The sequence below is a fragment of the Flavobacterium sp. GT3R68 genome (assembly GCF_007109225.1).
Lineage (GTDB): Bacteria > Bacteroidota > Bacteroidia > Flavobacteriales > Flavobacteriaceae > Flavobacterium.
The window spans coordinates 106056-133054 of record NZ_VJZK01000003.1; the positions used below are offsets into that span (position 1 = coordinate 106056).

A 26999-nucleotide genomic window follows, 5' to 3' on the forward strand; every position below is an offset into this window, starting at 1 on the left:
TCAGCAGATCCGTTCGCCACCATCTACTGGAATCGTGGCACCATTAATCCAGGAAGCTTCGTCTCTACATAGCAAATACACTACATTAGCCACATCTTCCGGAGTTGTTAATCTTTTAAAAGGATTCCTTTTTGCTGAAAAACTGATGATTTTTTCGCTATTGGGAATCATCTGCAAGGATTGGGTATCGGTCACCCCGGCCTGTATACAATTGGATCGGATTCCGTAAGGTGCAAATTCTAAGGCAATATTTCTGGAAATTGCTTCCAATGCGGCTTTTGCTGCAGAAACGGCGCCATAATAGGGCATTGCTTTAGCGTTTCCTTCACTGGTGAACGAAATAATCCGTGCATCTTCTGAGAATAATTTAGATTCAAAAATGGCTTTGGTCCAATCATATAAACTGATAGCCATCGCATACAATGTAATTTGAAAATCGTCTGAAGATAAAATAGATTCGGTTTGACTTGTCATCGGTTTTAAATTTCCTTTTGCAATACTGTGTACCAAACATCTTATTCGGCCTTTCTCTCCGATTTTAGTTTTAATTTCGGTAATGAGCTCGGCGGTTTTTTCTTTATTAAGAGCATCTGCATTGAAACTCAAAAATTGTATACCATTGGATTTGATATGGTCAAAATTCGTTTTAATTAACTCCATTTCGGAACGGGAATTCCTGTGGATAATACAGATATTCATTCCTTGCTGCGCTAATTTTTTGGCGGAAGCCAGACCTAAACCACTGCTACCTCCGAGAATAATAGCCCAATAATCGGTATTCTGAAATGTTGCCATTGTGCCGAATTTAAAATTGCAATAAAACTCTTTGAGCCGAAAACCCGGGCCCAAAGCTCAACATCAATCCTTTTTCTCCTTTATTTGGTTTGTTGTCCATCATGCGTTCCAACACATATAAAACCGTAGCACTGGACATATTGCCATATAAACGAAGTACTTCTTTAGTATCTGCGATGTTTTTTCCTAGATCCGAAAATAAATCTTCGACGGTCTGTACAATTTTTTTTCCTCCCGGATGAAATATCAAATGATCAATGTCCTCAATTCGCAGATTATGTTTTTTCAAAAAAGGATGTATGATATCAGGAAAATGAGATGAAATAGTCTCAGGAACCTCAATATCCAATACCATTTGTAAACCTGAATTAGTAAGTTTGAAACCCATCATATGAATGTTGTCATAGAAATGATACATTTCTTCCGCGATAATTTCAGGCCCTTCATCATCTTCATGCGAAGAAAGCATTACACAGGCGGCACCATCTCCGAAGATAGCAGCACTAACAATATTTGCCATCGAATAATCATTCAACTGAAAAGTTGCTGTTGGGCTTTCAACTGCTATAACGGCAGCTCTTTTTCCTGGATTCGCCTGAAGGAAATTTTTAGCATATATAATTCCGGAAATACCTGCGGCACATCCCATTTCTGTTACCGGGAGCCTGATAATATCCTGACGCAGTTTCAGCGAATTGATGAGATAGGCATCGAGTGACGGAATCATAATTCCGGTGCAGCTAACTGTAATGATATAATCAATGTCTTCAGCATTCCATTGTGCTTTCTGTAAAGCACTGGTTAGAACTTTTTCCCCTAAATCAATCACTTCGCGAACGTAAATATCATTTCTTTCTTCAAAGGAAGTATTGGTAAAAACTTCAATCGGATCCATAATGGAATAGCGTTTATCCACTGCCGCCCCTTCAAAAATCTTTTTTACTTTTCGGATGAATCGTTCGTCCTGGCCAACTAACCAAGTGTCCAGAAAAGGGATGATTTCTTCGGTTGTCCTCGAATATTTTGGCAACTGCTTAGTAACGGCCTTTATTTTTACACTCATATTTTTGAAATTATCCACTGGTAACGGAAAGCCCATTTCCATTGAACTGTATAATTTTTAATGTTTAATTTTTTTGAAAAACGAATTAGTTCTTCTTTTTTAAAACCTCTTAAAATAGACGTTAATCCATCTTCGCGAGGCATATTTTTTAGTCGGAATACAAAACACAACAGCTGAAACAGACGGTATGCGATTTTGTTTCTGTGCAAATCATTAATGACGACTCCAATACTCGCCTGTTTGTTAAAAATAGTCATTAATTGAATAATTTCGTCATTTTTAAAATGATGTAATGTCAAAGTACATAGCACAATGTCATACTTTAGTTCGGCAAAATCCTGATTTAGAATATCTTCGCATCTAAAATGGATATTAGAATATTTTTGAGATAATTCCTTCGCGTGCTGAATTGCAAAATTATTGGCATCGATTCCGATTAAGTTAAATTTCAATCCGTTTCCTAAACCATAATTTGCCAGAGTCCGTAACATATCACCATTTCCACATCCGACATCAACAATAGTGATTTCCTGGAAGTTGGGAATCTTCATTATCAAATGTTGAACACCCCGCAAAGTTAGTTGGTTTCCACCCAAAAGGTGGTTGATTCTGGCGATTTTATCCAATGCATCAACCAAGGCTTCTCCTCCAATGGTAAAATCATCCATGATTTCAGGTCTTTCGGTCCTGTATTTGGTCTGTAACATGCCGTGATTTTAGTAAATTGGTTTTCCGTGTGTCTTTTTAATGATCTTTGGTAATAAAAATGGAAATTTAGTCAATAAATTTAACAGTTGTTCGGAAAGGTTCTGTTTTTGCAACAATGTTCCTAAAAACCGCCCTGTTTTTAATCGGTTTTTGAAATTTTTATTCCAGTCCAATGTGTATTTTTTTTCCAACTGTTCCCTTGAATTTATTTCCCCGTTGAAATATTTTTCGATTAGTTCAGAAACTATTTTAGCACTGTGAATGGCCATTGCCATCCCATTTCCGCATAAAGGATGGATTAGTCCTGCGGTATCACCTATCATCAGGATGTGGTTTTCGACGGCTTCCTTTTTTTCAAAGGAAATCTGGCTGATGGTTAATGGTTTGTCAAATAACAATTTACTGTTTTTGAATATTTCTTTTAGATTAGGATTCTTGAGCACTACATTTTCCTGATAGTTCTCGATATTTTTGTATTTCTGAAAAGTCTCATAATCGGCTAAATAACAAATATTTATTACATCTTTTTCGACTTTTGAAACTCCACAATAGCCACCTTTGAAGTTATGCAATCCAACGGCATCATTAGGAAAATCTCCTGAATAATGTCCTTTTACGGCCAACCATGGTGATTTTTTCTGAATAAAATTCCGATTAAGTTTTTGATCTACATTGGAACGTTTACCAAATGCCCCGATAACAATTTCGGATTTAAGAATAGTGTTTTTGGAAGTTGTTACGGTAAAATTATTATCCTTAAAATCTATGGATTCTACTGTTTCATGAATCACATTGCAGCCAATGCTGATTGCTTTTTTGTATAAAAATTCATCCAAAGCATACCGGCTAATTCCAAATCCTCCTAAAGGAAGATGGCCTTCTATAACTTTTCCTTTGCTGGTTGAAAATATAATCTTGGTTATAGCCGTTGGATTCAATTCGGATATATCGATTGCCAATTCTTTGAAGTAAGGTAATACTTCATTGGAAATGTATTCCCCACAGACTTTATGCTTGGGAAATTCATTTTTTTCAATCAGGGTTACCTCAGCCCCATTATTGGACAAGTGAATTGCCGCAGTTAATCCTGCGAGGCCTCCGCCAATTATAAGTACTTCATTATTTGGTTTCATAATATAATTATAATTTCCCGTCTTTTATTTCATCCACAATTTCAGGATTCAATAACGTCGAGATATCCCCAAAAGCAGTAAAATCCCCTTCAGCAATTTTTCGCAAAATCCTGCGCATGATTTTCCCCGAACGTGTTTTGGGTAATCCTGACACAAACTGGATTTTATCCAATTTGGCTATCGGTCCGATATGATCCGCAACATGTTGGTTGATTTCTTTGGTTAGATTTTCGCGGTCGCGATATTCGCCTGTTTCTTTTAGGATAACGAAGCCATACAACGCATTTCCTTTAATGTCATGCGGAAAACCTACTATGGCGCTTTCGGCAACCGCCGGATGTTCATTTATGGCATCCTCAATAGGAGCAGTTCCCAAATTATGTCCCGAAACAATTACGACATCATCGACACGGCCTGTGATTCGGTAATAACCCACTTCATCGCGCAATGCACCGTCGCCAGTGAAATACTTTCCTGGAAAAGCCGTAAAATAAGTATCCTTATACCGTTGATGATCACCCCAAATGGTTCTGGCGATTCCTGGCCATGGAAATTTAATGCACAGACTGCCTTCTTTTTGATTGCCTTCTATTTCATTTCGTTTATCGTCCATTAAAACCGGTTGGATTCCCGGTAAAGGCAAGGTGGCGTAAGTGGGTTTTGTAGGAGTAACAAATGCGATTGGGGAAATCATGATTCCGCCTGTTTCAGTCTGCCACCAGGTATCCACTACTGGGCAACGCTTCCCTCCTACGTGGTCATTGTACCAATGCCAGGCTTCTTCATTAATGGGTTCCCCTACGGATCCAATTACTTTCAATGATTTTAATGGGTATTTCTGAACATAATCGACGCTTTCTTTTGCCAAAGCCCGAATGGCAGTTGGTGCTGTATAAAATTGGGTGATTTTGTGTTTTTCAATAATTTCCCAAAAACGACTGAAATCCGGATAGGAAGGAACGCCTTCAAAAATTACCGAGGTGGCCCCATTCAATAAGGGACCATATAAAATGTAAGAATGTCCGGTAATCCAGCCAATATCGGCAGTACACCAGAAAATATCATTCTCTTCGTAATTGAATACATTTTTAAAAGTATAAGCGGTATACACCATGTAACCCGCGGTGGTATGAACCATTCCTTTCGGTTTTCCGGTGGATCCGGAAGTATACAGAATGAACAACGGATCTTCGGCATCCATTATTTCAGCGACGTTATTATCCAGTGCATTGTCCAAAAGTGGTTGCAACCATTGATCGCGGCCGTCTTTCATATTTACAGGAGTATTGGTTCGTTTGACTACCAAGACATTTTCAATAGTTGGGCATTTTTCCAATGCTTCATCCACGATTCCTTTTAAATCAATAGTCTTATTGCCGCGATATCCTCCGTCAGAAGTAATGACCATTTTACATCCGCTGTCATTGATGCGCGTTGCCACCGCGGATGATGAAAATCCCGCAAATACAACCGAATGGACAGCACCTATTCTGGCGCAAGCCAATACAGAAACAGCCAATTCAGGAATCATAGGAAGATAAATACAAACGCGGTCGCCTTTTTTTACGCCCTGTTCGCGAAATACATTGGCCATTTTTGAGACGCGTGCGTACAATTCGTTATATGAAATATGGAGCGCTTCTTCATTCGGATCGTTTGGTTCGAAAATGATAGCTGTTTTATTTCCGCGTCGCGCTAAATGACGGTCAATGCAGTTTTTGACAATGTTAACCTTTGCTTCTGTAAACCAACTTATTTTAGCTTCGGCCATATCAAATTCCATAACCTTGTCCCATTGCTGGTACCAAGTGAAGTTTTCCTCTGCAATTTTTCCCCAAAATTTCCGGGGTTCGCGAACGGATTTGTTATAATGTTTGAAGTATTGTTCTAAATTATCAATTTTATAGTAACTCATAATTAAATTATCTAACGGATATCTTAAGGGTAAAGAGCAGTAGTTTTGGTTTATTCCGAAATAAAAATACGTAATCCATTCTAATATTACTACGCTAATGGCTTAATTCGACTGACTATTTCTTCGATTCATCATATTCCCCTTTGAGAGAATAATAACCAAAAATTCCTAATCCTAAAACAATCAGTGGAGTAAGTACGAAAAGTATAATAATTCCGAAAACCAAATCTTCCTGTTTCCCGCTTTGGAATTTAGGCAATCCAAATTCGAAAATGCAGAAATAAGCCGCAGCAAAGGCAAGTGCCAGCCAAAGTATTCCCAGAATTCTTTTTAAATTATCCATAGTGATGATTTTTAAATGTGTTTCCTGCTATTTTTATTATCAATATAAATCATTCCGATGACAAAACATACTGATGCAATTACAATGGGATACCACAGTCCTTCAAGATAAAATTCACTTTCTCCGGCATCTTTAGCATGGGTTACAAAATAAGTAGAGATGGCAGGAAGCAATCCTCCAAAAATCCCATTCCCAATATGATAGGGTAATGACATAGAGGTGTATCTTATTTTTACCGGAAACATTTCGACCAGGAAAGCGGCAATTGGCCCATAAACCATCGTAACAAACAAAACCTGGATGAATATTAAAAAGATCAAAGACCATTTATCATCCGAATTAATGTGAATCGTGGTTTTAGTTTCTGTTTTGGGTTTCCCGTCAACGATTTTTGCTTTTCCGTTTTCTAAGATTATGGTTTTGATTTCCAGTAAAGTCGTTCCGTCAGAAAATGTTTTGTTTGTGGTGTAAATGGAATCCAGAGTGTGTTTCTTATTTTCCTTCAGTTCCGCGAGTACTTTTGTATTTTGGACAATTTCTGTTTTATTTTTTACGAATGTAGTTTCGTACATCTGTTTGTAAATTGGTCGATATAGTAAAATTGCCAATAGCATCCCTCCCATCATAATATACTTCCGCCCCACTTTGTCGCTTAACCATCCAAAAACAATAAAAAACGGGGTTCCAAACAATAACGCAATTCCCAATAAGGCATCCACTTGAGAAGAATCGATTGACATCACGGTTTTCATGAAACTCATCGCATAAAATTGTCCCGTATACCAAATGACGCCCTGTCCCATCGTTGCCCCAAACAAGGCTAATAACACATATTTTAAGTTGTAACGGTTTCCAAAACTTTCTTTCAAAGGATTGGTGCTGGTTTTACCTTCGGCTTTGGCTTTCGCGAAAACCGGTGATTCATCCATTTTCTTCCGAATCAGATACGATATCCCGACCATAATTATCGAAATCCAAAAAGGAACTCTCCAACCCCAGGCATCGAATTCTTCAGCAGAAAGGATGTTTTTGGTGAGTAAAATAACCATTAATGAGATAAACAATCCAACAGTAGCAGTCGTTTGAATCCAGGAAGTCCAATACCCTCTCTGTCCAACCGGAGCGTGTTCCGCGACATAAGTTGCAGCGCCGCCATATTCGCCGCCAAGTGCCAATCCCTGAAGTAATCTAAGTACTAATACTAGTACAGGCGCTATATATCCGATGGTTTCATAACTCGGAATGCAACCAATTAAAAAGGTAGCGCCCCCCATCAACAGCAAAGTAACCATGAAAGTATACTTCCTCCCAATAATATCGCCTAACCTTCCAAAGAAAAGTGCACCAAAAGGCCGGACCACGAATCCTGCAGCAAATGTTGCCAGAGTGGATAAAAAAGCTGCAGTGGGATTATCAGAAGGAAAAAATTTAGTGGAGATAACAACGGCCAGACTTCCAAAAATGTAAAAATCATACCATTCAATCATGGTTCCCATTGAGGATGCTGAAATAATTTTCCAAATTCCTTTAGTAGATTTAGTACTCATATTCTTTTGCTGGGTTAAGGCGTTGAGAATCTCAGGTTTAAATTATTCTTTTACTAAAATAGTATTTTATTTACAAAATAACTAATGAAATCAAATAAGCTTGTTTAATTGTTTTAACTATTTCCTGACAGATATTCGCGATTTTTTATTTTATTTGTAGTAAACAATCACAATGCAATTCGATCCTACTGAAATTGACCAGAAATCTATCTATAAATTACTTACCGGTGCTGTGATTCCAAGACCCATCGGCTGGATTTCCACCGTAGGAATAGATGGTGTTTTTAATTTGGCCCCATTTTCTTTTTTCAATGCGGTTGGTGATGATCCCCCACATGTAATGTTTTCTACGGTTCACCCGGACGGCGGCAATAAAGACACGCTCAATAATGTGTTGGCCAATAAAGAATTTGTTGTGAATATGGTAACAGAAGATGTTGTCGAGCAAATGAACCTCACATCCAAGACCATTTCATCCAATGAAAGCGAATTCGATTTGGCGGGCTTAACGCCCATTCCTTCCATTAAAATAAAAGCACCAAGAGTAAAAGAAAGCGCCATTACGATGGAATGCGAACTCGTGCATCATTATACTTTGGAAAACCATAAATTTGGCGGGGCGACAATTATTATCGGTAAAATTGTAATGTTTCATGTCGATGAAAATGTCCTGTTGGATGATTTCAAAATCAACCTCGAAACCTATAAGCCAATGGCGCGTTTAGCGGGTTCCAATTATTCAAAATTAGGAGAAATTTTCTCTCTCAAAAGACCATAACCAAAATATGAAAATAGCAGTTATAGGAGGCGGGCCAGGAGGTTTATACTTTTCAATATTAACGAAAAAGGCAATGCCCGACTGTCAGATTGATGTTTATGAACGCAATAAAGCAGATGACAGCTTTGGTTTCGGTGTTGTTTTTTCAGATGAAACCTTAGGCGAATTCCTAACCCGGGATACCGAATCATATAAACTTATCCGAAGTAAATTTGCCTATTGGGATGATATTGCTGTCGCACGTGATGGTGATATCGTAAGCATTTCCGGAAATGGATTTTGTGGGTGTTCCCGAAAAACGTTATTACAATTATTGCAGCAACGCTGTACGGAAGTTGGTGTAAATCTTCATTTTGAAGCCAATATTGACGATGTTTCTAAATTAGAAGCAGATATAATCGTGGCAAGCGATGGTATCGGAAGCCAAATCAGGACCCAGTTTGAGAATGATTTTGGAACTAAAATTGAACTCAAAAAAAACCGTTTTGTATGGTTAGGCTCTACAAAACCCTTGGATGCCTTTACCTATTTTTTCCGTTCCACACCTTTTGGAATGATAGTAGCCCATTCCTATCAATATGAAGAAGGAATGAGTACCTGGATTTTTGAATGTTCCGATGAAACCTGGCAAAAAGCTGGTTTTGAAGTGACTAATGAAGAAGATACCATTCGAAAAATTAGTGAATTCTTCAAAGAAGAACTCGATGGGCATAAATTGATTTCTAATAAATCTCATTGGAGACAATTTCCAGCCATAACGAGTGACAAATGGCATAAAGACAATATTGTATTGCTTGGCGATGCCAAAGCGACCGCCCACTACTCTATTGGTTCAGGAACAAAATTAGCAATGGAATGTGCTATTTCGCTTTCGGATGCGATTGTGGACAACAAATCAGATATTCTAGCAGCGTTTGAACAATATGAAAAAGCCCGGAGAAACCGCGTCGAGATGATTCAGCATGCTGCCAATGTTTCTTTGGACTGGTTCGAAAATATGGACCGAAACAGCCAGCATGATTTTATGCAGTTTGCTTTTGGCGTAATGACCCGTTCTAAAAAAGTGACATTTGAGAATTTAGCGATTCGCGATGCTTCATTTCCTCAAAAAGTATTGTCCGATTTCAATTTAAAAAATGGTACTGATAAAAATACTCCTGCTGCATTTACGCCATTTCAGTTAAGGGAAATGCAACTGAATAACCGGATTGTGATGAGTGGCATGGGTCAGTATTCTGCTGAAAACGGATTGGTGTCCGATTGGCATTTACTGCATTACGGAGCCCGGGCAATTGGAGGTGTCGGACTGATTTTAACCGAAATGACGGCAATTTCCAATACCGGACGTATCACTTTAGGTTGTGCTGGAATTTACACTAAGGAACAGGTAATTGCGTGGAAAAAAATAATTGATTGTATTCATAATAACAGTCAGGCAAAAATAGGAATCCAATTAGGGCATTCCGGACGGAAAGGCGCTACTTTAAAACCTTGGGATGGTGTGGGTAAACCAATGGATGAGCCATGGAAATTACTTTCAGCTTCCCCGATTCCTTTCAATGAAAAAATGGCTGCTCCAAGAGAAATGACTTTGAAGGATATGGATCAAATAACTTCCGAATTTGTTCAGGCAGCAAAAAATGCTGACGAAGCCGGATTTGACATGATTGAATTGCAGGCGCATCACGGATTTTTATTGGCCTCTTTCCTTTCACCGTTAACAAATATTCGCACCGATGAATTTGGCGGAAACATAACAAACAGATTAAAATTTCCGCTACGTGTGTTTACTGAAATTCGGAATTTTTTTCCGGATAGAAAACCCATGGCAGTCCGGATTTCAGCGTCAGATTGGGCAGAAAACGGAATTTCGGAAGCAGATGTGCTAACCATTTGCGAAGCCTTTAAAAATGCCGGAGCAGATATTATCAATGTCTCTTCCGGAAATACAGTTTCTAATCAAAAGCCTCAAATGGGCAGGATGTGGCAGACTCCTTTTTCGGATATGGTCCGGAATACAGTTCACATTCCAACAATAACGACAGGATATATTCAGGATATTGATCAGATAAACACGATTTTACTCAATGGAAAAGCCGATTTGGTAGCTTTGGGAAGACCATTGTTATTGGATCCAAATTTCGTAAGGAATGCGCAGGCGTACGAGCAATTCCAGGTAACTGATATACCAAAACAATATCAGGCAGGTATTTCCCATTTATATCCATACAAAGCCTCCGAAAGAAAAATGGTAGAAGGAATGAAAAAAGCTTTGAAACCGGAAAGTCATAAGAAATAATAATTCAAATGAAACACTACGTAGATAATTTTGCTCATGATAGTCTTCCGGATGTAACATTACAACCGGATTATATTTTTCCTTCCGCTGAATTTCAACAGCCTGAAATGCTCAATTGTGTCGAAAGATTATTAGATTATCATATTGCAAATGGTCATGGAGATACTAGTTGTTTGCAAACTTTTGATGAGAGTTGGACCTATCAGGATTTATACGAAAAAGCCAATCAGATGGCGCATGTATTGGTGGAAAATTTGGGTTTGAAATCAGGAAACCGTGTATTAATTCGTTCTGCGAATAATCCGATGATGGTTGCCTGTTGGTACGCTATTTTAAAAGCGGGTGGGATTGTTGTTGCAACGATGCCGTTATTGCGATCCAAGGAGTTAACGACAATAATTGATTGTGCCGAAATATCCCATGTTTTGTGTGATGATTCTCTTATTGAAGAAATGAATTTGGTCAAATCCCCTTTTTTAAAAAGCGTTAGTTTTTATGAGAAGTTGAAAACTTTAATGGCCGGTAAACCGAAAGATTTTACAAATTATCACTCCAAATCAGATAGTGTGGCGCTTATTGGTTTTACGTCGGGAACGACAGGATTGCCAAAAATGACGGCCCATTATCACAAGGATATTCTCAATATTTGCGAAGCTTTCCCTCAATATTCATTACAGCCGACAGCTGAGGATGTTTTTACAGGAAGTCCTCCTTTGGGTTTTACTTTTGGTTTGGGTGGACTGGTTTTGTTTCCGATGTATTTTGGGGCCTCAACCTTTTTGATAGAAAAACCAACCCCTGATTTATTATTGAAGGCTATTCAGGATTATAAAGTAACAATATGTTTCACGGCTCCAACTGCCTGGCGAATCATTACGACGAAAGTTAAAGAATACAATGTTTCCAGCTTGCGCAAATGCGTCTCAGCTGGCGAAACTCTTCCGATGAAAGTATGGGAAGATTGGTATAAAGCCACCGGATTGAAAATTATTGATGGGATTGGTGCCACCGAAATGTTGCATATTTTTATTTCTTCCAACGAAGAAAATATGAGACCGGGCGCTACCGGATTGGCAGTAACAGGTTATGAAGCTAAAATCGTTGACAAGAAAGGTAACGAAGTTGCCACAGACGAAGCTGGGAGGTTAGCCGTGCGGGGAATTACAGGTTGCAAATACCTGAACAGGGAAGAAAAACAAAAAGAATATGTAGAAAATGGATGGAATCTCACTGGCGATATTTTCAAAAAGGATGAAGATGGGTATTTCTGCTTCGTTGCCCGTGGCGATGACATGATTATTTCTTCAGGCTATAATATTGCCGCGATCGAAGTTGAAAGTGTACTGCTAACGCATGACGAAATTCTCGAATGCGCCGTTATCGGTTTACCCGACGAAGAGCGCGGCATGCTGGTTTGCGCCTATATTGTTTTGAAAGACCATTCTAAAGCACAGGATGAAACCGCAAAAACGATTAAGGACTGGTTTAAAGAAGTGGCCGCACCTTATAAATATCCAAGAGAAATACGTTTTTTAGAGGCTTTGCCAAAAACAGAAACCGGAAAAATTCAACGATTCAAATTAAAATAGAAATGAATATACCCTTTATAAAAACAGAAAAAATAAGGTTTCAGCATATTGATTATGCCGGAATCGTTTTCTATCCCCGATTTTTGGAAATGCTGAACGGATTGGTTGAAGACTGGTTTGCTGAAGCATTGGACCGACCATTTGAAAAAATGCATACAACCCATGGAATTCCGACAGTCGATTTAAAAGTACAATTTAAAAAACCGGCACGTTTGGGAGAAATCCTGACCAAAAAGCTGTGGGTGATAAATTTGGGAGGCGCTTCCCTACTTTGCGGATTCCGTTTTGAAGATTCAGAAGGTAAAACCTGTGTAGAAGGTGAAGTAACTTTGGTAAATGTGGCGTTCAAGGAGAACAGGGACGACATCAAAGCCGAACCGTTTTCAGAGGAGATGAAAGGGAAAATTACTCCTTTTATAATGCAATAAGTGTTACATTTATAATCAAAAAATAAAATAAATGGATTTTTCAAAATTCAAAGCCGCCACCGTTCAGACTTCACCTGTTTTTTTAAATGTCGAAAAAACGATTGACAAAGCCATTTCGTTTGTAAAAGAAGCTTCTGCAAATGGCGCACAACTGATTGCTTTTCCTGAGGTTTTCGTTGCGGGTTATCCGTATTGGAACTGGATTATGACGCCGGTTCAGGGGAGTAAATGGTATGAAGAATTGTATAAAAATTCCGTTACTGTTTCCGATCCGGATATGGAGCGATTGTATCAGGCTGCCAAAGAAAATAATATTCATATTGTAATTGGAATCAACGAAAGAGGAACCAGTTATGGTGAAATCTACAATACGAACCTGATAATTGACAATCATGGAACGGTAATCGGGAAACACAGAAAACTGGTTCCGACTTGGGCGGAAAAACTGACATGGACTTCCGGTGACGGTTCTTCTTTAAAAGTATATGACACCGAAATTGGACCCATCGGAACTTTAGCCTGTGGGGAAAACACCAATACATTGGCCCGTTTCACCTTACTTTCGCAAGGGGAATTAATTCACATCGCCAATTATATTTCATTGCCGGTTGCTCCACCCGATTATGATATGGCAGAAGCGATTAAAATACGTGCAGCGGCCCATTCGTTCGAAGGAAAATTATTTACTATCGTTTCCTGTTCAACGATTTCTCAGGAAATCAAGGACGCTTTACGTGCAGATGTTCCAAATGTGGATGAATTACTGACCCGTAAAAACTCCGCATTTTCAGGTTTTGTTGGTCCAAATGGCGCCGTTATTGGCGAACCATTGATAGATGATGAAGGAATAGCTTACGCTGAAATCGATTTACAAAAATGTATTCAGCCGAAGCAAATGCACGATATTTTAGGACATTACAATCGTTTTGATATTTTTGATTTGAGGGTAAATATTGCTCCGACTAGAAAAATTACTTTTATTGACAATCACGAAGAGTTTAATAAAAAATAAATTATGGAAGGTAAATACAGCGATGACCAAATTGGTCGTGCCAGAGTAAAGGATACGCCTGAACTGGAAGCCTACTACAAAGAATTAGAAACATTGGGCGCCGGTGCCTTATGGACTGTTGCCAATGATATAGAACCTTGGGAACCCAGAACGTCTTCGATTCCGATGTTGTGGAAATACGATGATCTACGCGAATTGGTGCTGAAATCTTCAGAATTGGTCACTCCGGAACAGGCAGGCCGACGTGTTGTTTATTTGGTAAATGACAAACGCAAAGATGTTAGTGCTGCTGTGGGTTGGCTATACACCGGAATCCAGGTTACACGCCCGGGCGAAAGTACTTCCGCTCATCGCCATAGAGCATCAGCTTTGCGTTTTATAATGGAAGGCTCTGGTGGATACACGGTTGTTGACGGGAACAAAATTACCTTTGAAGTCAATGATTTTGTTATCACTCCAAATTCTGCATGGCATGAACACGGCGTGGCTGCGGATGGGAAAACGTGTATTTGGCAGGACGGTTTGGATATTCCGTTGGTGAATGCTTTGGAAGCTAATGATTATGCCGTTTATGATGGCAAACAAAGCTTAAATAATCCGGTAAATTATTCTCCGCTAACCTATGGAAGTTCAGGATTATTACCGGCTGATAAAGTCTGGGACAAACCCTATTCTCCCCTTTTTAAATACTCCTGGAAAACCGTTTACCCAGCTCTTTTAGAAGCAGCGAAGGTTAACGATGGTTCTCCTTTTGATGGCATTTTAATGAATTATTCGAATCCGTTAACAGGTGGCGCGGTAATGCAGACTATGGGTGCCTCGATGCAGTTATTACGTCCAAGCGAACACACCAAAGCACATAAACATACCGGTTCATTTGTGTATCAATGTGCCAAAGGAAAAGGGTATTCGGTTATAGGCGGAAAACGTTTTGATTGGAAAGAAAGAGATATTTTCTGTGTGCCATCGTGGGTAAATCATGAGCATGTCAACCTTTCGGATACTGAAGACGCTTGTTTGTTTTCGTTTAACGATCTGCCGACAATTAATGCTTTGGGATTATACCAGGAAAGAGAATACACTGAAAATAATGGTTATCAAATAATTGAAAAATAAAACAAATGAAATTAGCTACTTACCAAATCAATCATACTTCACCACGATTAGGATCGGTAGAAGACAATCATGTTATCGACTTTGAAGATATAGGCAAAATAAAAAAAGAAGGAATGCCAAAAACAATGTTGGATCTCATTGATTTGGGTTTGCCTGAAGTGCAAAGAATTCAAATGATTATTGACAGTCTGAGCGCAGAAGAACGCAGTAATTGTATTTATCCATTGTCTAATGTTACATTGCTTGCGCCTATTCCAAAACCTCGAAAAAACATTATTGGAATTGGTCTGAATTATACAGAACATGTGGCCGAAAGCGCCAGAACATTGGACACTTCGCATGATTTACCACAGGCACCAGTCATTTTTTCTAAGCCACCAACAACGGTAACAGCAACAAATACTGAAATCCTGCACAATCCGAAATTGACACAGCAATTGGACTGGGAAGTGGAATTGGCTGTAGTTATTGGTAAAAAAGGAAAATATGTACCTAAGGAAAAAGCTATGGATTACGTTTTTGGATACACTGTTATTAACGATATTTCTGCAAGAGACTGCCGCCGTTCCGGACAATGGATTGTTTCCAAAGGGCAGGACACTTTTGCACCTATGGGACCATTTTTGGTTACCAAAGACGAAATACCGAATCCGCATAATTTAAATTTATCCCTAAAAGTGAATGGTGTTGAAAAACAAAATTCAAACACAAAATTCATGTTATTCAATATCAACGATCTGATTAATGATTTGAGTACTGTTTTTACATTGGAACCAGGTGATATTATCGCGACCGGAACTCCTGCTGGCGTTGGTGCGGGTAGAAACCCACAGGAATGGATGTGGGATGGTGACGTGGTGGAAGCTACCGTGGAAGGTATTGGAACGATTGTCAATACGATTAAAGAGATTTAATTTTTGGCTTTAGCCAAATTGTAAAACAAAAGAATATTTTAAAAATGAAAAAATACAGAATAGGCCAAATAGTTCCATCATCGAATGTTACAATGGAAACGGAGATACCGGCTATTTTCCGTTCCAGAGAAAGCATCTTACCGGAACGGTTTACTTTTCATTCCAGTCGCATGCGAATGAAAAAAGTGACCAAAGAAGAACTGGAAGCGATGGATGCCATGAGTTTAAAATGTGCTCAGGAACTTTCTGATGCTCACGTAGATGTTATGGGGTATGCGTGTCTGGTTGCCATAATGAGCATGGGGCGCGGATATCATTGTGTTTCGGAAGTGAATTTGCATCAGGAAACAATCGCCAATGACTTTCCTACTCCAATTGTTACCAGTGCCGGTGCCTTAATCAATGGATTGAAAGTATTGGGGGCTAAAAAAGTAGCAATCATTACTCCTTATATGCGCCCATTAACGGATATGGTTGTTGATTATATTGAACACCAAGGATTTGAAGTAGTAGATTCTATTGCTTTGGAAATTCCGGATAATTTGGAAGTGGCGGCCCAGGATCCAATGAATTTACTCAAAATATACAAGCGCCTGAATTTAGAAGGGGTTGATGTTTTAGTAGCTTCTGCCTGTGTACAAATGCCATCGTTGGAAGCCATAGATCTGATTCAAAAGGAAATCGGAATTCCGGTAACTTCTGCTGCAATTTGTACCACCTACGAAATGATGAAAAAATTAGGTATTGAAGCAAAATCGGATATCGGCGGAGAATTGCTCAGCGGCAAGTATTAAAAATTAAAAAGCTCCAATTGGGAGCTTTTTTTATCTCTTTAATGAAAAATGTGCTTTAAATGTTTTGGAGACATTATTTTCTGTGTATTCAGCAGTAAACCAATAATCAGTACTAGGGAGTGGCTGTCCAATAAAAGTTCCATCCCAACCCAGGCCGTCCGGACTTATTTGTTTCAAAAGTTTGCCATACCGGTCAAATATAAATATTTTGGGATTAGTTAGATTTCGTAAAGTTGTAATGTTCCAATAGTCATGATAATTATCGCCATTGGGCGTAAAGTATGTCGGGTAATCAATAACCCATACATTCTCTCTAGTTTTTGGTGGTGAACAGCCATTCGCATCATATACAGTTAAAGTGTGTGAACCAAATGAGACATTTTCAAATACATTACTAGTTTGTAATGGACCATAATCCAATTGGTATAAGTAGTTTCCCGCATTTGCAGTGGTAACAGTTATAATTTGATTTTCGGAAAAAGCATCCGTAACATCAGTTGTAAAATCTATTATTATGGGTTGATTTACAGTTATCTGGTAAACGTACGTGGGTTCCGTGGTACACTGTCCGGGATTAGGAGTAAAAGTATAATCGGTTGTCCCCAAGGTTGCAGTATCGATCGAAGTCGGATTCCAAATTCCAGTGATAGTATTTGAGCTTGTCGGCAATATTGGTGGATCAGCATTTTGGCATAATGTTGTTGGTATGGTGAAAGTCGGAGCGACTGTTGGTATAATCGTTACATTCAGGGGTTGGGTGGCAGCGCAGGGAAATAAAGCTGGATTTGGAGTAAAAACGTAGATGCCACTGGTTGTAATTGCTGGCGGATTCCAAGTCCCGGTAATACCATTTGGAGAGGTATCAGGATTATTTAATATTGGTGCAGCTGTATCAGAGCAAAAGGGAGCAATTTCCGGAAAATCAGGGGCAGTAACTGCAACTACAGTTATCGGGTAATTGTATGAGGCTGCTGTGGTACACTGCGCGGGAGTAGGTGTAAAAGTATAATTGGTTGTTCCCAAAATGGCAGTATTGATAGAACTCCATGTTCCTGTGATTCCATTTGAAGAACTTGTCGGTAATACCGGTGCAGGAGCATTTTGGCATACTGTTGTTGGTATAGTGGTGGTGAAAGTTGGAGCGACTTTTGGAGTGACCGTTACATTAAGCGTTTGAGGGATAGCGCAAGGAAATAAAGCTGAATTTGGTGTAAAAACGTAGTTCCCACTGGTTGTAATTGTTGGCGGATTCCAAGTCCCGGTAATATGATTTGGAGAAGCAACTGTATTATCTAATATTGGTGCAGAACCAGAGCAAAAGGGAGCAATTTCCGGGAAATCAGGAGTGACTGTCATAGCACCGCAAGGGACCGTACATGTTAAAGATTTAGGCGGAATGCAAGGAAAGCCCACGACAGATGTTACGGTAAGCGTAACTGACTGACCTGGTGATAGACCAGTTACATCAAAACTCGATGGGTCGGTATTTCCTGTAACGGCTGCTCCTCCTTGAATAGTATATGAATAATTGTAGGCATTTGTCGGGTGCCCAGTAATACCACCCCAGTCAAAAAATATTGAAGATGCTGAAGTAGTACAAATTATACTAATTGCATCACCTGTATCGGCCCTGACGTCAATAAGAATCGCAACTCTAGGACTTTCAGTACAGCCTGCAATTGTCTGACTCACATAATAATTCGTTGTACCCACAACAGCAGTATTAGGTGTTGGGGCAACAGGTGAAGCGGTGCCTCCAGTTGCATTCGTTCCATACCAGTTTAAAGTGCCTCCGGCAGAAGGTGTTACTACAATTGGAGTCGCAGTCGTATTTTGACATAAATATATAGGAGATGTAACTACTGGTGGATTACAAGGCGCTTTGAAACTCTGTGCATGCAAGTGTAAAAAAGAGGAAACACTTATAAATGCTGTGATAACCGCGAGCCTTGTAAAGTTTATCATTTCGTTTATATTTATTATTTTAACTTAAAATACACAATTGAAGTAATGACATTAAATTTACTAAATTTAACATTCATAAAAAACAGTTATTGTTAAATTTATTAATTAAACAATAATAAACATCTAATTTTTGTTTTAATAGGAATTAATTATGAATTTGACTAGAAAAGATAATTTTGTGCAGGATGTCTATTTGCAAATAGATGACAGCTTCCATTTTGAAATTTGCAGTAAATTTTTTTATTGGGTAAAAATTCTTATATTTAACTGAACAATAAAAACATATAATTATGAACAGTTTCTTCAAAACGCTTATAGCAGGATATGGTGCTAAAAAGATGGGTGGCGGTTGTATTGGTATGATTATAATATTTATAATCATATATTGGCTTCTGGGACGTTTCTAATACAAAAAAGACTGCTCGTTGAGCAGTCTTTTTTATTTTGAAGTCCTTCAAACTGGCCAATGATATTGCCTCCGTGTGAAAATAGTTATTTCGCCAATTTTATCTGATTTTTGCACATATTCCATTTCTTTCAAAGTCCTTAACAGCTCATTTTCTTCCGGCGGTATGTAAAGCTTATTATCACATCTGTCTCCTCTCATGAATGCCATTAGCTTGCGTTTTATTCTAGGCTACCAAAAACTAATTTTACCGTTTATACTTTCACAATAATGATGTTATTACAAAAGTACCAGTGACAAACAACAAGGCTGTCTCAAAGCGCAATACTTGTAAGAAATATTTGCTAAAAAAACTGAACAATTTTTTTGAATTCTTACTATTAATAGATATATTCGTAAAATAATTCCTATATAATATAGCATTCACGTAAAAGGAAATAGAGTACTTAAGGTATAAATAACGTAAAAAAAAAATACAAAAACATTCTTGGCCAAGAACAGACAGATGCCCTAATTGTCTTAAATCTACTGGGCTATATTAAATAACTAAAAAAACTTTAAATCATGTTAAAAAACATTTTGAAATTAGAAGGCGCTCAACAATTAAGCAAAATTGAGCAAAAAAATATTCAAGGTAAAGGTGGTGAGCTTATGGCTTGCCGTTGTCCAAATGGTGTGCTTGTTGTAGGGCATGCTGATAGCTGCAGTACATTAATCAACACTTTATGCGAAATGGACTCCTAGTTTTTTAAGCTTTTGAAATAAAATTTAATCCCCGGGTGTAATCAATCTGGGGATTTTTAATTTTTTATAAAAGATTTTCGCTACACTCCCTTTCCTAAACCGGGCATTAGTTACTGTTGCACTATTTCCCGTGTCGATAACCTGTTGTAATGTTATAGGGTTTTGGAAAAAATGTTATTGTGTCATCAAAAAAAACAGGTTTTCAAAAAGACGACACTTTTTGAAAACCTGTTTTTATACGTTGTTCCTATAAAGTCTTAAATACCTTTACTTCTCAGAAACCTTCACATCTTCGTATTAATTATTTCTTACTCATAAAAATCCTTAATATATACCAGAATAATAACATTATCGATGAAAATAACTGCAGTGAAGCACCTACATATTGTTCGGTGCCAAATTGCTCTTTAATTTGATGCGTCTGATACAAGATACATGCAGAGGCTAAAACTACCATTCCAACAGAGAACCATAATCCTAAATTGAATCCAAAAATAGCTCCCACTACAATTACTCCTAATGAGACGAAACCGCCCACTATAATCGCTGTTCTTAGAAAAGAAAAATCAGTTTTAGTAAAAAATACAACGGCAGTTAAGCCTGAAAACATAAATAATGTAACTGCTGCAGCCTGCATGATTATATCTCCTCCTGTAAACGAGACTGCCATCGCAATCATTGGCAAAAATATTATTGCCTCTAAAATAACATATAACCCTAATCCTAAATACTGTTTTTCCCGTGAGGGATGAAAGGCTAACTTATTGGATATCGTAGTTCCTAACCAAAATAATCCAATAATAAAGAGCCAAATAAATCTACCACCGCTTATCATCGAGAAAATCAATTCCGCTGGAACTGTTTGAAGCAAAAGGGTTTCAACCATAATAAATGCCAGAATAGCTAATGCTACATGCGTATAGGTTTTTCTAAAAAATGTTGCTTTTTCAATATCTGAAGCCCTTGAAACTAAAATATTTTCTGTATTCATAAAATTGTATAATTAAAGTTTAATCGAATATAGTAGATTTCTTAATATGCCATCAATTGCAATAATTCTGCTTCAAATCTGCCTTTAGGTAAATATTGATCTTCAAGAGCTTTTGTAAATGGAATTGGAGAATCTAAACTCGCCACACGTTTTACCGGTGCGTCTAAATATTCAAAACAATTTTCCATAATCATCGCTGAGATATCGCTGGCGACACCGCCAAACATAGTATCTTCCTGATATATAATCACTTTTCCTGTTTTCTTGGCGGAAGCATAAATCGCTTCAGTGTCCAATGGTTGTAAGGTTCTTAAATCCAACAAGTCAGCAGAAATGTTTGGATTTTTGCTTAATGTATCCAAAGCCCAGTGTACTGCTGCTCCAAAAGCGATAATCGTCACATCGGTTCCTTCTTTCAATAAAGCTGCTTTTCCTAATGGCAAAGTATAATAATCCTTGGGTACGTCCTGAGACATGCTTCGGTATAATTGTTTGTGTTCAAAAAACATGACCGGATTCGGATCATTGATAGAAGCGTTCAATAAACCTTTTGCATCATAAGGAAATGCTGGATAAACCACTTTTAATCCTGGAGTTTTAGTAAACCAGGCTTCATTGGTCTGCGAATGGAAAGGCCCGGCCTGAGTTCCTCCGCCACAAGGCATGCGGACTACAACGTCGGCTTTTTCTAACCATCTATAATGGGATTTGGCCAACAAATTCACTATTGGATTAAATCCTGTAGAAACGAAATCAGCAAATTGCATTTCTACTATAGCTTTATGACCGTTAATTGATAATCCCATTCCCGCGGAAACAACGGCGCTTTCGCAAATTGGTGTGTTGCGAACCCGCTCTTTTCCGAATTGAGCAACAAAACCATCAGTGATTTTGAAGGCTCCGCCATACTCGGCAATATCCTGACCCATAATAACCAGGTTGTCGTGACGCTCCATCGATTGTCTCAAAGCTTGTGATATGGCATCAATATATCGAACATTTTCAACTTCAGCAGAAGGTTTAACTTCTTCAAATTGATACGGTTTATATACATCATTTAATTCTTCGCTTAAACTGGCTTCGATAACTGCCTCGCTATTTGCAATCAGTAAATTATCGTCTATTTCCCTTTTGATATCAGCTCTAAGTGCTTCGTCAAATTCAGCTTTAAGGATATTATTTTCAGTCAGGTATTTCCTGAAATTGTCGACTGGATCTTTAATAGCCCACATGTCCATTAAATCTTGAGGTACATATTTGGTACCACTCGCCTCTTCGTGCCCACGCATACGGAAGGTTTTGAACTCCAATAGAACCGGGCGTGGCCTTTCGATCATCGATGCTTTTAATTCGGATATCAGATTATAAACTTCCAAAATATTATTACCATCCACGACATAACTGTCCATTCCGTAACCAATGCCTTTGTCAGCAAGGTTTTCGCAACGGTATTGTTCGTTGGTTGGTGTCGAAAGTCCGTAACCATTATTTTCAATAACAAAAAGTACCGGTAAATCCCATACTGCCGCAATATTCAATGCTTCATGAAAATCACCTTCAGATGTGGCACCTTCTCCTGTAAAAACGGCGGTTACTTTGCCATTTTTCATCAATTTATTGGCTAATGCAATTCCGTCAGCAACGCCCATTTGCGGGCCTAAATGCGAAATCATTCCAACAATATTATATTCCTGCGTCCCGAAATGAAACGAACGGTCACGGCCTTTGGTAAATCCATTGGCTTTCCCTTGCCACTGCGAAAATAATCGGTATAACGGAATATCTCTTCCTGTAAAAACACCAAGATTTCGATGCATTGGCAAAATGTATTCGTCTTTATCCAAAACTGCCGTAATACCAACAGAAATAGCTTCCTGCCCAATTCCTGAAAACCATTTAGAGACTTTTCCCTGACGAATCAAGATTAACATTTTTTCCTCGATCAATCTTGGTTTGAGGAGTCTTTTATATAAGTCTAATAAGGTATCGTCAGTCAGGTTTTTTCTATCGAAATTCATATTTGTATGGTAATAAATGAGTGTTTTTTTACGCCCTCAAAAGTATAAAAAAATAACTGTTTGACCTTGATTTGTTATATTTTTTTAAAGTGTTGATAACTTTTGAAATCCCTATTAAAAATTATTCTATATATTTGTATTCATAAGGCTTTTAGCTTTAAAAGTTATTAACAATTATTGATTATATGCAAAACATTCCTAGTGTTGACTTGCGTGATTTCCTTTCGGGTGACCCGGAACGTAAACAAAAATTTGTAAATGAAATCGGAAAAGCATTTGAAGATATTGGCTTCGTTGCTTTAAAAGGGCATTTTTTAGATGACCAGTTAGTTGATGAATTGTACAGTGAAATCAGAAATTTTTTCTCTTTACCATTAGAAACTAAGTACAGTTATGAAATCCCTGGCATTGGTGGCCAGCGCGGTTATGTTTCTTTCGGAAAGGAACATGCCAAAGGTAAAAAAGAAGGCGATCTTAAAGAGTTTTGGCACTTTGGACAATACGTCGACAAGGATTCCAAATATGCTTCTGAGTATCCTGACAATGTTGAAGTTAAAGAATTGCCTCGTTTCAATGTGGTTGGTAAAGAAGCCTACCAAATGTTGGAAAAAACAGGTGTTTATGTATTAAGAGCCCTGGCTTTGCATTTAGGTCTGGATGAATTTTATTTTGACCAATATGCTTACGAAGGAAACAGTATTTTGAGACCAATCCATTATCCGCCGATTACCCAAGAGCCGGAAAACGCAATCCGTGCTGCCGCTCATGGTGACATCAATCTGATTACGCTTTTAATGGGTGCTCAGGGTAAAGGACTTCAGGTTCAGAATCACAAAGGCGAATGGATTGATGCTATAGCAGAACCGGACGAATTGGTAATCAATGTGGGTGATATGTTATCGCGTCACACCAATAATAAATTAAAATCGACTATCCATCAGGTGGTTAATCCTCCAAGAGAACTTTGGGGAACTTCCCGTTATTCCATTCCGTTTTTCATGCATCCGGTAAGCGACATGCGTTTGGATTGTTTGGAAAACTGTATCGATGCTGAAAATCCTAAAAAATACGAAGATATTTCTGCAGGTGAATTCCTGTACGAAAGATTGGTTGATTTGGGCTTAATCAAAAAATAATACCTAATTTTATACTTTATAAAGACATTGAGTTCGCTTGATGTCTTTTTTGTTTTAATAACCACAAATTCGCAGATTAAAAGAAAAATAAAATTGCGAATTTGCGCTTAATTAATTTTAATAGCATGGACTTACAAGACCAATTAAAAAATCTTTTTCCCAATCACAAGGCAATTCCTGAAGAAGCAATTCCTGAAGTCGAACACGACCCGAGCTATAGCGAACAGGCGAAGCAATTATACATTCAAAAAGAACCTATGATTTGCAAATTTGAAAAACGAAAAGGAAAAGCAACCACCATTATAGAAGGGTATGAAGGAAGTGATGATGATTTTAAAGTTTTAGCTAAAGAAATAAAAACTAAACTCAGCGTTGGCGGTACTTTCAAAGATGCTTCGATAATTATTCAAGGGGATTACCGTGATAAAATAATGGAAATACTAAAAATGAAAGGATTTAAAGTGAAACGTGTTGGCGGCTAAGGTTTTAGATTGCAGATTTTAGAACTTTAACCCTTAAACAATTTAAACAAAAAATTAATGATAAAATCATCAGAATTAATACTTAACCCGGACGGAAGCGTATATCATTTGAACTTAAAACCGGAACATATTGCACATGATATCATCTTTGTAGGAGATCAGAATCGGGTTGAGAAAATAACACAGTTCTTTGACACTATCGAATTTTCTACCCAAAAAAGGGAATTCAAAACCCAAACCGGGACCTTAAACGGTAAACGGATTACAGTAATGTCAACAGGCATCGGACCTGACAATATTGACATCGTAATCAACGAATTGGATGCTTTGGTCAATATTGATCTGGAAACCAGACAGCCAAAAGAACAACTGACTTCCCTAAATATCATCCGAATCGGAACTTCCGGTTCGTTGCATGCTGACATTCCGGTGGACAGCTTCGTGATGTCGAAATACGGATTGGGATTGGACAACATGCTCCGCTCCTATTTGATTGACGGTGTTTCGAATCCGGCTTTTGAAGATGCATTCGTAAGTCATACCAACTGGGATGCCAGAAAAGGAAAACCGTATGTGATTGCCTGTTCCGAAAAACTGGAAAAAATTATCGAAAGCGATAAAATGCACAAAGGAATTACCGCAACAGCAGGTGGTTTTTATGGTCCTCAGGGCCGTGTGCTGCGTTTGAACATCCAGGACGAAAACTTAAATTCTAAAATGGATTCCTTTAAATTCCAGGACAACAGAATAACCAATCTGGAAATGGAAACCGCTGCCATTTATGGACTCTCGGCGTTATTGGGACACCAGGCATTGTCGCTCAATGCGATTATTGCCAATCGTGCTTCGGGAACTTTCAGCGAAGACCCATACAAAGCAGTTGACGAATTAATTGCTTATACATTGAAGAAATTATCCGCTAAATAATTTTTAAGGAGCTATTTCCCGCTAACCGTTTCAATCTTTTTTGTTTTAAAGAAAAACAAAAAAGGATTTTCACTCTTATCGGGGCTATTAAAAGTGAATTACCATTGAAATATAAATATGAATTTACGAATTGCAAGACACACCAATAATCTAGAAAAAATCAAATCCTTTTATATTGATATACTAGGATTTGAATTATTGGGGAGTTTTGAGAATCATAATAATTATGATGGTATTTTCGTTGGAAAACCTAATTTAGACTGGCATTTTGAGTTTACCACATCCACGGAAAAAGCCAATCACCATTTTGATGAAGATGATATTTTGGTGTTATACCCAACTGAAATAAAAAAGTATGATGAATTGCTTCGAAATTTAGCAATAAATAACATTGAAGTAATTGCTTCTAAAAATCCATATTGGAATAACAACGGAAAAATGTTCCAGGATCCCGATGGCTACAGAATCGTTATTTCTCCTTTAAAAATCAACTCAGAAAAATGAATTTAATTATACAAACTGAAAGATTGATTCTTCGCAAAATGATGATTTCCGATGCAGAAGCCATGTTTAAATTGGACAGTAATCCTAACGTAGTGAAATATTTAGGAAATACTCCTTTTAAATCAATTGGCGAATCAATCAATTTAATTAACAATGTAAGTAATCAATACCTTAAAAATGGTATTGGAAGATTTTCTGTTGTTTTAAAAGAGACTAATGAAGTTATTGGCTGGGCCGGTATTAAATTTGTTACAGAACCTGAGAATAATCAAACCCATTTCTACGATTTGGGATATCGATTACAAGAAGAGCATTGGGGTAAAGGTTACGCTACCGAAGCAACAAGAGCATGGTTGGATTACGCCTTTCAAACCATGAACCTTCCTGTATTAATTGCTTCGGTCAATGTGGATAATTTCAATTCAAATAAAATTGTGCAAAAATTCGGTTTCCAGCTTAAAAGCCAGTTTTATTACGGGGATATACATTGCAATTGGTATGAATTAAAAAATCCGAATCTCTCATGAAAACTATAAAAATTGCCGGCGTTCCGGAACATTTCAATTTTCCGTGGCATCTGAGTATTGATAATGGAGAGTTTCAAAAGGCAGGCATTGATTTATTATGGACCAATGTCCCTGAGGGTACCGGAAAAATGTGCCAGATGCTTCGAGATGCCGATACGGATATGGCCGTTATCCTTACCGAAGGTATTATAAAAGACATAGTGGCCGGAAACCCAAGTAAAATTGTTCAGGTTTATGTGGAATCGGCTTTGATTTGGGGAATTCACGTTGATGCCCAATCGGAATATAAAACATTAGAAGATTTGGAAAATAAAAAAGCGGCGATCTCCAGATTAGGCTCCGGTTCTCAATTAATGGCCTATGTCAATGCCAGTAATCAGGGTTGGCAGACGGAAAAACTGCAATTTGAAATTGTCAATACTATAGACGGCGCCGTTCAAGCGCTAAACAACGGAACCGCCGATTACTTCATGTGGGAACGTTTTATGACTAAACCTCTTGTAGATAATGGAACTTTCAGGCGCATTGCCGATTGTCCTACTCCGTGGCCGTGTTTTGTGATTGCCGTACGCAATCAGATATTTGAGGAGCAACCTGAAGCTATTACTGAGATTTTGAGGATAATCAATCAGAATACAAGCCAATTTAAAGAAATTCACAGTATTGATAAAACTTTGGCTGAAACCTATCACCAGCAATTGAAAGATATTCAGGAATGGTTATCTTTGACAAAATGGTCTCAGAAACAATTAGATGCGAAAATGTTAGACGAAATTCAAAACCAGTTGCTCGAATTGTCGCTTATTGATAAAAGAGTTACATTTGATGAAATAGTAAAAACTAAATAGCGTTAGACTTTTTAGTA

25 protein-coding genes are annotated in these 26999 nt (G+C 38.0%); 15 read left to right on the forward strand and 10 right to left on the reverse strand.

Annotated features, from left to right (window positions below):
• The 7 genes from FNW07_RS06960 to FNW07_RS06990 all read right to left on the reverse strand — a co-directional run bounded on the left by FNW07_RS06960 (position 1) and on the right by FNW07_RS06990 (position 7504).
• Positions 1–795, reverse strand: coding sequence for an enoyl-ACP reductase (locus FNW07_RS06960; protein ID WP_126743441.1), 795 nt, complete (start codon positions 793–795; stop codon positions 1–3).
• A 10-nt stretch (positions 796–805) separates the two neighbouring features.
• Positions 806–1858, reverse strand: a complete 1053-nt coding sequence (locus FNW07_RS06965; RefSeq protein WP_126743440.1) for a type III polyketide synthase — start codon at positions 1856–1858, stop codon at positions 806–808.
• Complete coding sequence (locus FNW07_RS06970; protein WP_255512734.1) at positions 1855–2565, reverse strand: methyltransferase domain-containing protein; 711 nt, start codon at positions 2563–2565, stop codon at positions 1855–1857. Before FNW07_RS06970 ends, FNW07_RS06965 begins: the two co-directional genes overlap by 4 nt.
• 9 nt (positions 2566–2574) lie before the next feature.
• The gene (locus tag FNW07_RS06975) at positions 2575–3699 is read right to left on the reverse strand and encodes an NAD(P)/FAD-dependent oxidoreductase (protein WP_126743439.1); all 1125 of its coding nucleotides are present in this window, start codon (positions 3697–3699) and stop codon (positions 2575–2577) included.
• 7 nt (positions 3700–3706) lie between these two features.
• Positions 3707–5614, reverse strand: coding sequence for an acetate--CoA ligase (gene acs / locus FNW07_RS06980; protein WP_126743438.1), 1908 nt, complete (start codon positions 5612–5614; stop codon positions 3707–3709).
• Positions 5615–5729: 115 nt separating this feature from the next.
• A complete protein-coding gene (locus FNW07_RS06985) occupies positions 5730–5957 on the reverse strand; it encodes a DUF6814 family protein (RefSeq protein ID WP_126743437.1) in 228 nt (75 codons plus the stop codon).
• 11 nt (positions 5958–5968) lie between these two features.
• Entirely contained in the window at positions 5969–7504 is a 1536-nt protein-coding gene (locus FNW07_RS06990; protein ID WP_126743436.1) for an MFS transporter, read from the reverse strand.
• Between the two features lie 172 nt (positions 7505–7676).
• On the opposite strand from FNW07_RS06990, the gene FNW07_RS06995 reads away from it, so the two are divergent.
• Genes FNW07_RS06995 through FNW07_RS07030 form a run of 8 tightly spaced genes read left to right on the forward strand, consistent with a single transcriptional unit; the run spans position 7677 to position 16434 of the window.
• The gene (locus tag FNW07_RS06995) at positions 7677–8282 is read left to right on the forward strand and encodes a flavin reductase family protein (protein WP_126743435.1); all 606 of its coding nucleotides are present in this window, start codon (positions 7677–7679) and stop codon (positions 8280–8282) included.
• Between the two features lie 7 nt (positions 8283–8289).
• Positions 8290–10581 (forward strand): FAD-dependent monooxygenase, encoded by a 2292-nt coding sequence (locus FNW07_RS07000; RefSeq protein ID WP_126743434.1) that lies wholly within the window; start codon positions 8290–8292, stop codon positions 10579–10581.
• Positions 10582–10589: 8 nt separating this feature from the next.
• Positions 10590–12170, forward strand: coding sequence for an AMP-binding protein (locus FNW07_RS07005; RefSeq protein WP_126743433.1), 1581 nt, complete (start codon positions 10590–10592; stop codon positions 12168–12170).
• Between the two features lie 2 nt (positions 12171–12172).
• Complete coding sequence (locus tag FNW07_RS07010) at positions 12173–12598, forward strand: thioesterase family protein (protein WP_126743432.1); 426 nt, start codon at positions 12173–12175, stop codon at positions 12596–12598.
• 31 nt (positions 12599–12629) lie between these two features.
• Positions 12630–13610: a carbon-nitrogen hydrolase family protein gene (locus FNW07_RS07015; RefSeq protein ID WP_126743431.1), complete on the forward strand. Its 981-nt coding sequence runs from the start codon at positions 12630–12632 to the stop codon at positions 13608–13610.
• A gap of 3 nt (positions 13611–13613) precedes the next feature.
• Positions 13614–14726: a cupin domain-containing protein gene (locus FNW07_RS07020; RefSeq protein WP_126743430.1), complete on the forward strand. Its 1113-nt coding sequence runs from the start codon at positions 13614–13616 to the stop codon at positions 14724–14726.
• A 5-nt stretch (positions 14727–14731) separates the two neighbouring features.
• Positions 14732–15640, forward strand: coding sequence for a fumarylacetoacetate hydrolase family protein (locus tag FNW07_RS07025; RefSeq protein ID WP_126743429.1), 909 nt, complete (start codon positions 14732–14734; stop codon positions 15638–15640).
• Positions 15641–15684: 44 nt separating this feature from the next.
• Positions 15685–16434: an Asp/Glu racemase gene (locus tag FNW07_RS07030; protein ID WP_305069002.1), complete on the forward strand. Its 750-nt coding sequence runs from the start codon at positions 15685–15687 to the stop codon at positions 16432–16434.
• 30 nt (positions 16435–16464) lie between these two features.
• Here the strand turns inward: FNW07_RS07030 and FNW07_RS07035 are convergent, their stop codons facing one another.
• Positions 16465–18399 (reverse strand): T9SS type B sorting domain-containing protein, encoded by a 1935-nt coding sequence (locus FNW07_RS07035; RefSeq protein ID WP_126743428.1) that lies wholly within the window; start codon positions 18397–18399, stop codon positions 16465–16467.
• 970 nt (positions 18400–19369) lie between these two features.
• On the opposite strand from FNW07_RS07035, the gene FNW07_RS07040 reads away from it, so the two are divergent.
• Positions 19370–19549 (forward strand): hypothetical protein, encoded by a 180-nt coding sequence (locus FNW07_RS07040; RefSeq protein WP_126743427.1) that lies wholly within the window; start codon positions 19370–19372, stop codon positions 19547–19549.
• A gap of 301 nt (positions 19550–19850) precedes the next feature.
• Here the strand turns inward: FNW07_RS07040 and FNW07_RS07045 are convergent, their stop codons facing one another.
• Both FNW07_RS07045 and FNW07_RS07050 read right to left on the reverse strand, forming a co-directional pair.
• Positions 19851–20540 (reverse strand): Bax inhibitor-1 family protein, encoded by a 690-nt coding sequence (locus FNW07_RS07045; protein ID WP_126743426.1) that lies wholly within the window; start codon positions 20538–20540, stop codon positions 19851–19853.
• Positions 20541–20581: 41 nt separating this feature from the next.
• Positions 20582–22558: a thiamine pyrophosphate-dependent enzyme gene (locus FNW07_RS07050; protein ID WP_126743425.1), complete on the reverse strand. Its 1977-nt coding sequence runs from the start codon at positions 22556–22558 to the stop codon at positions 20582–20584.
• A 185-nt stretch (positions 22559–22743) separates the two neighbouring features.
• Between FNW07_RS07050 and FNW07_RS07055 the strand changes: the two genes are divergently transcribed.
• From FNW07_RS07055 to FNW07_RS07080, 6 genes are all read left to right on the forward strand, one after another.
• Positions 22744–23694, forward strand: a complete 951-nt coding sequence (locus FNW07_RS07055) for an isopenicillin N synthase family oxygenase (protein ID WP_126743424.1) — start codon at positions 22744–22746, stop codon at positions 23692–23694.
• Between the two features lie 125 nt (positions 23695–23819).
• Positions 23820–24176 (forward strand): translation initiation factor, encoded by a 357-nt coding sequence (locus tag FNW07_RS07060; RefSeq protein WP_126743423.1) that lies wholly within the window; start codon positions 23820–23822, stop codon positions 24174–24176.
• Between the two features lie 57 nt (positions 24177–24233).
• Complete coding sequence (locus FNW07_RS07065) at positions 24234–25103, forward strand: nucleoside phosphorylase (RefSeq protein ID WP_126743422.1); 870 nt, start codon at positions 24234–24236, stop codon at positions 25101–25103.
• Between the two features lie 117 nt (positions 25104–25220).
• A complete protein-coding gene (locus tag FNW07_RS07070; RefSeq protein ID WP_126743421.1) occupies positions 25221–25607 on the forward strand; it encodes a VOC family protein in 387 nt (128 codons plus the stop codon).
• Complete coding sequence (locus tag FNW07_RS07075) at positions 25604–26134, forward strand: GNAT family N-acetyltransferase (RefSeq protein WP_126743420.1); 531 nt, start codon at positions 25604–25606, stop codon at positions 26132–26134. The genes FNW07_RS07070 and FNW07_RS07075 overlap by 4 nt, the downstream gene beginning before the upstream one ends.
• Complete coding sequence (locus FNW07_RS07080) at positions 26131–26982, forward strand: substrate-binding domain-containing protein (RefSeq protein WP_126743419.1); 852 nt, start codon at positions 26131–26133, stop codon at positions 26980–26982. Before FNW07_RS07075 ends, FNW07_RS07080 begins: the two co-directional genes overlap by 4 nt.
• The last annotated feature ends 17 nt before the right edge of the window (positions 26983–26999 follow it).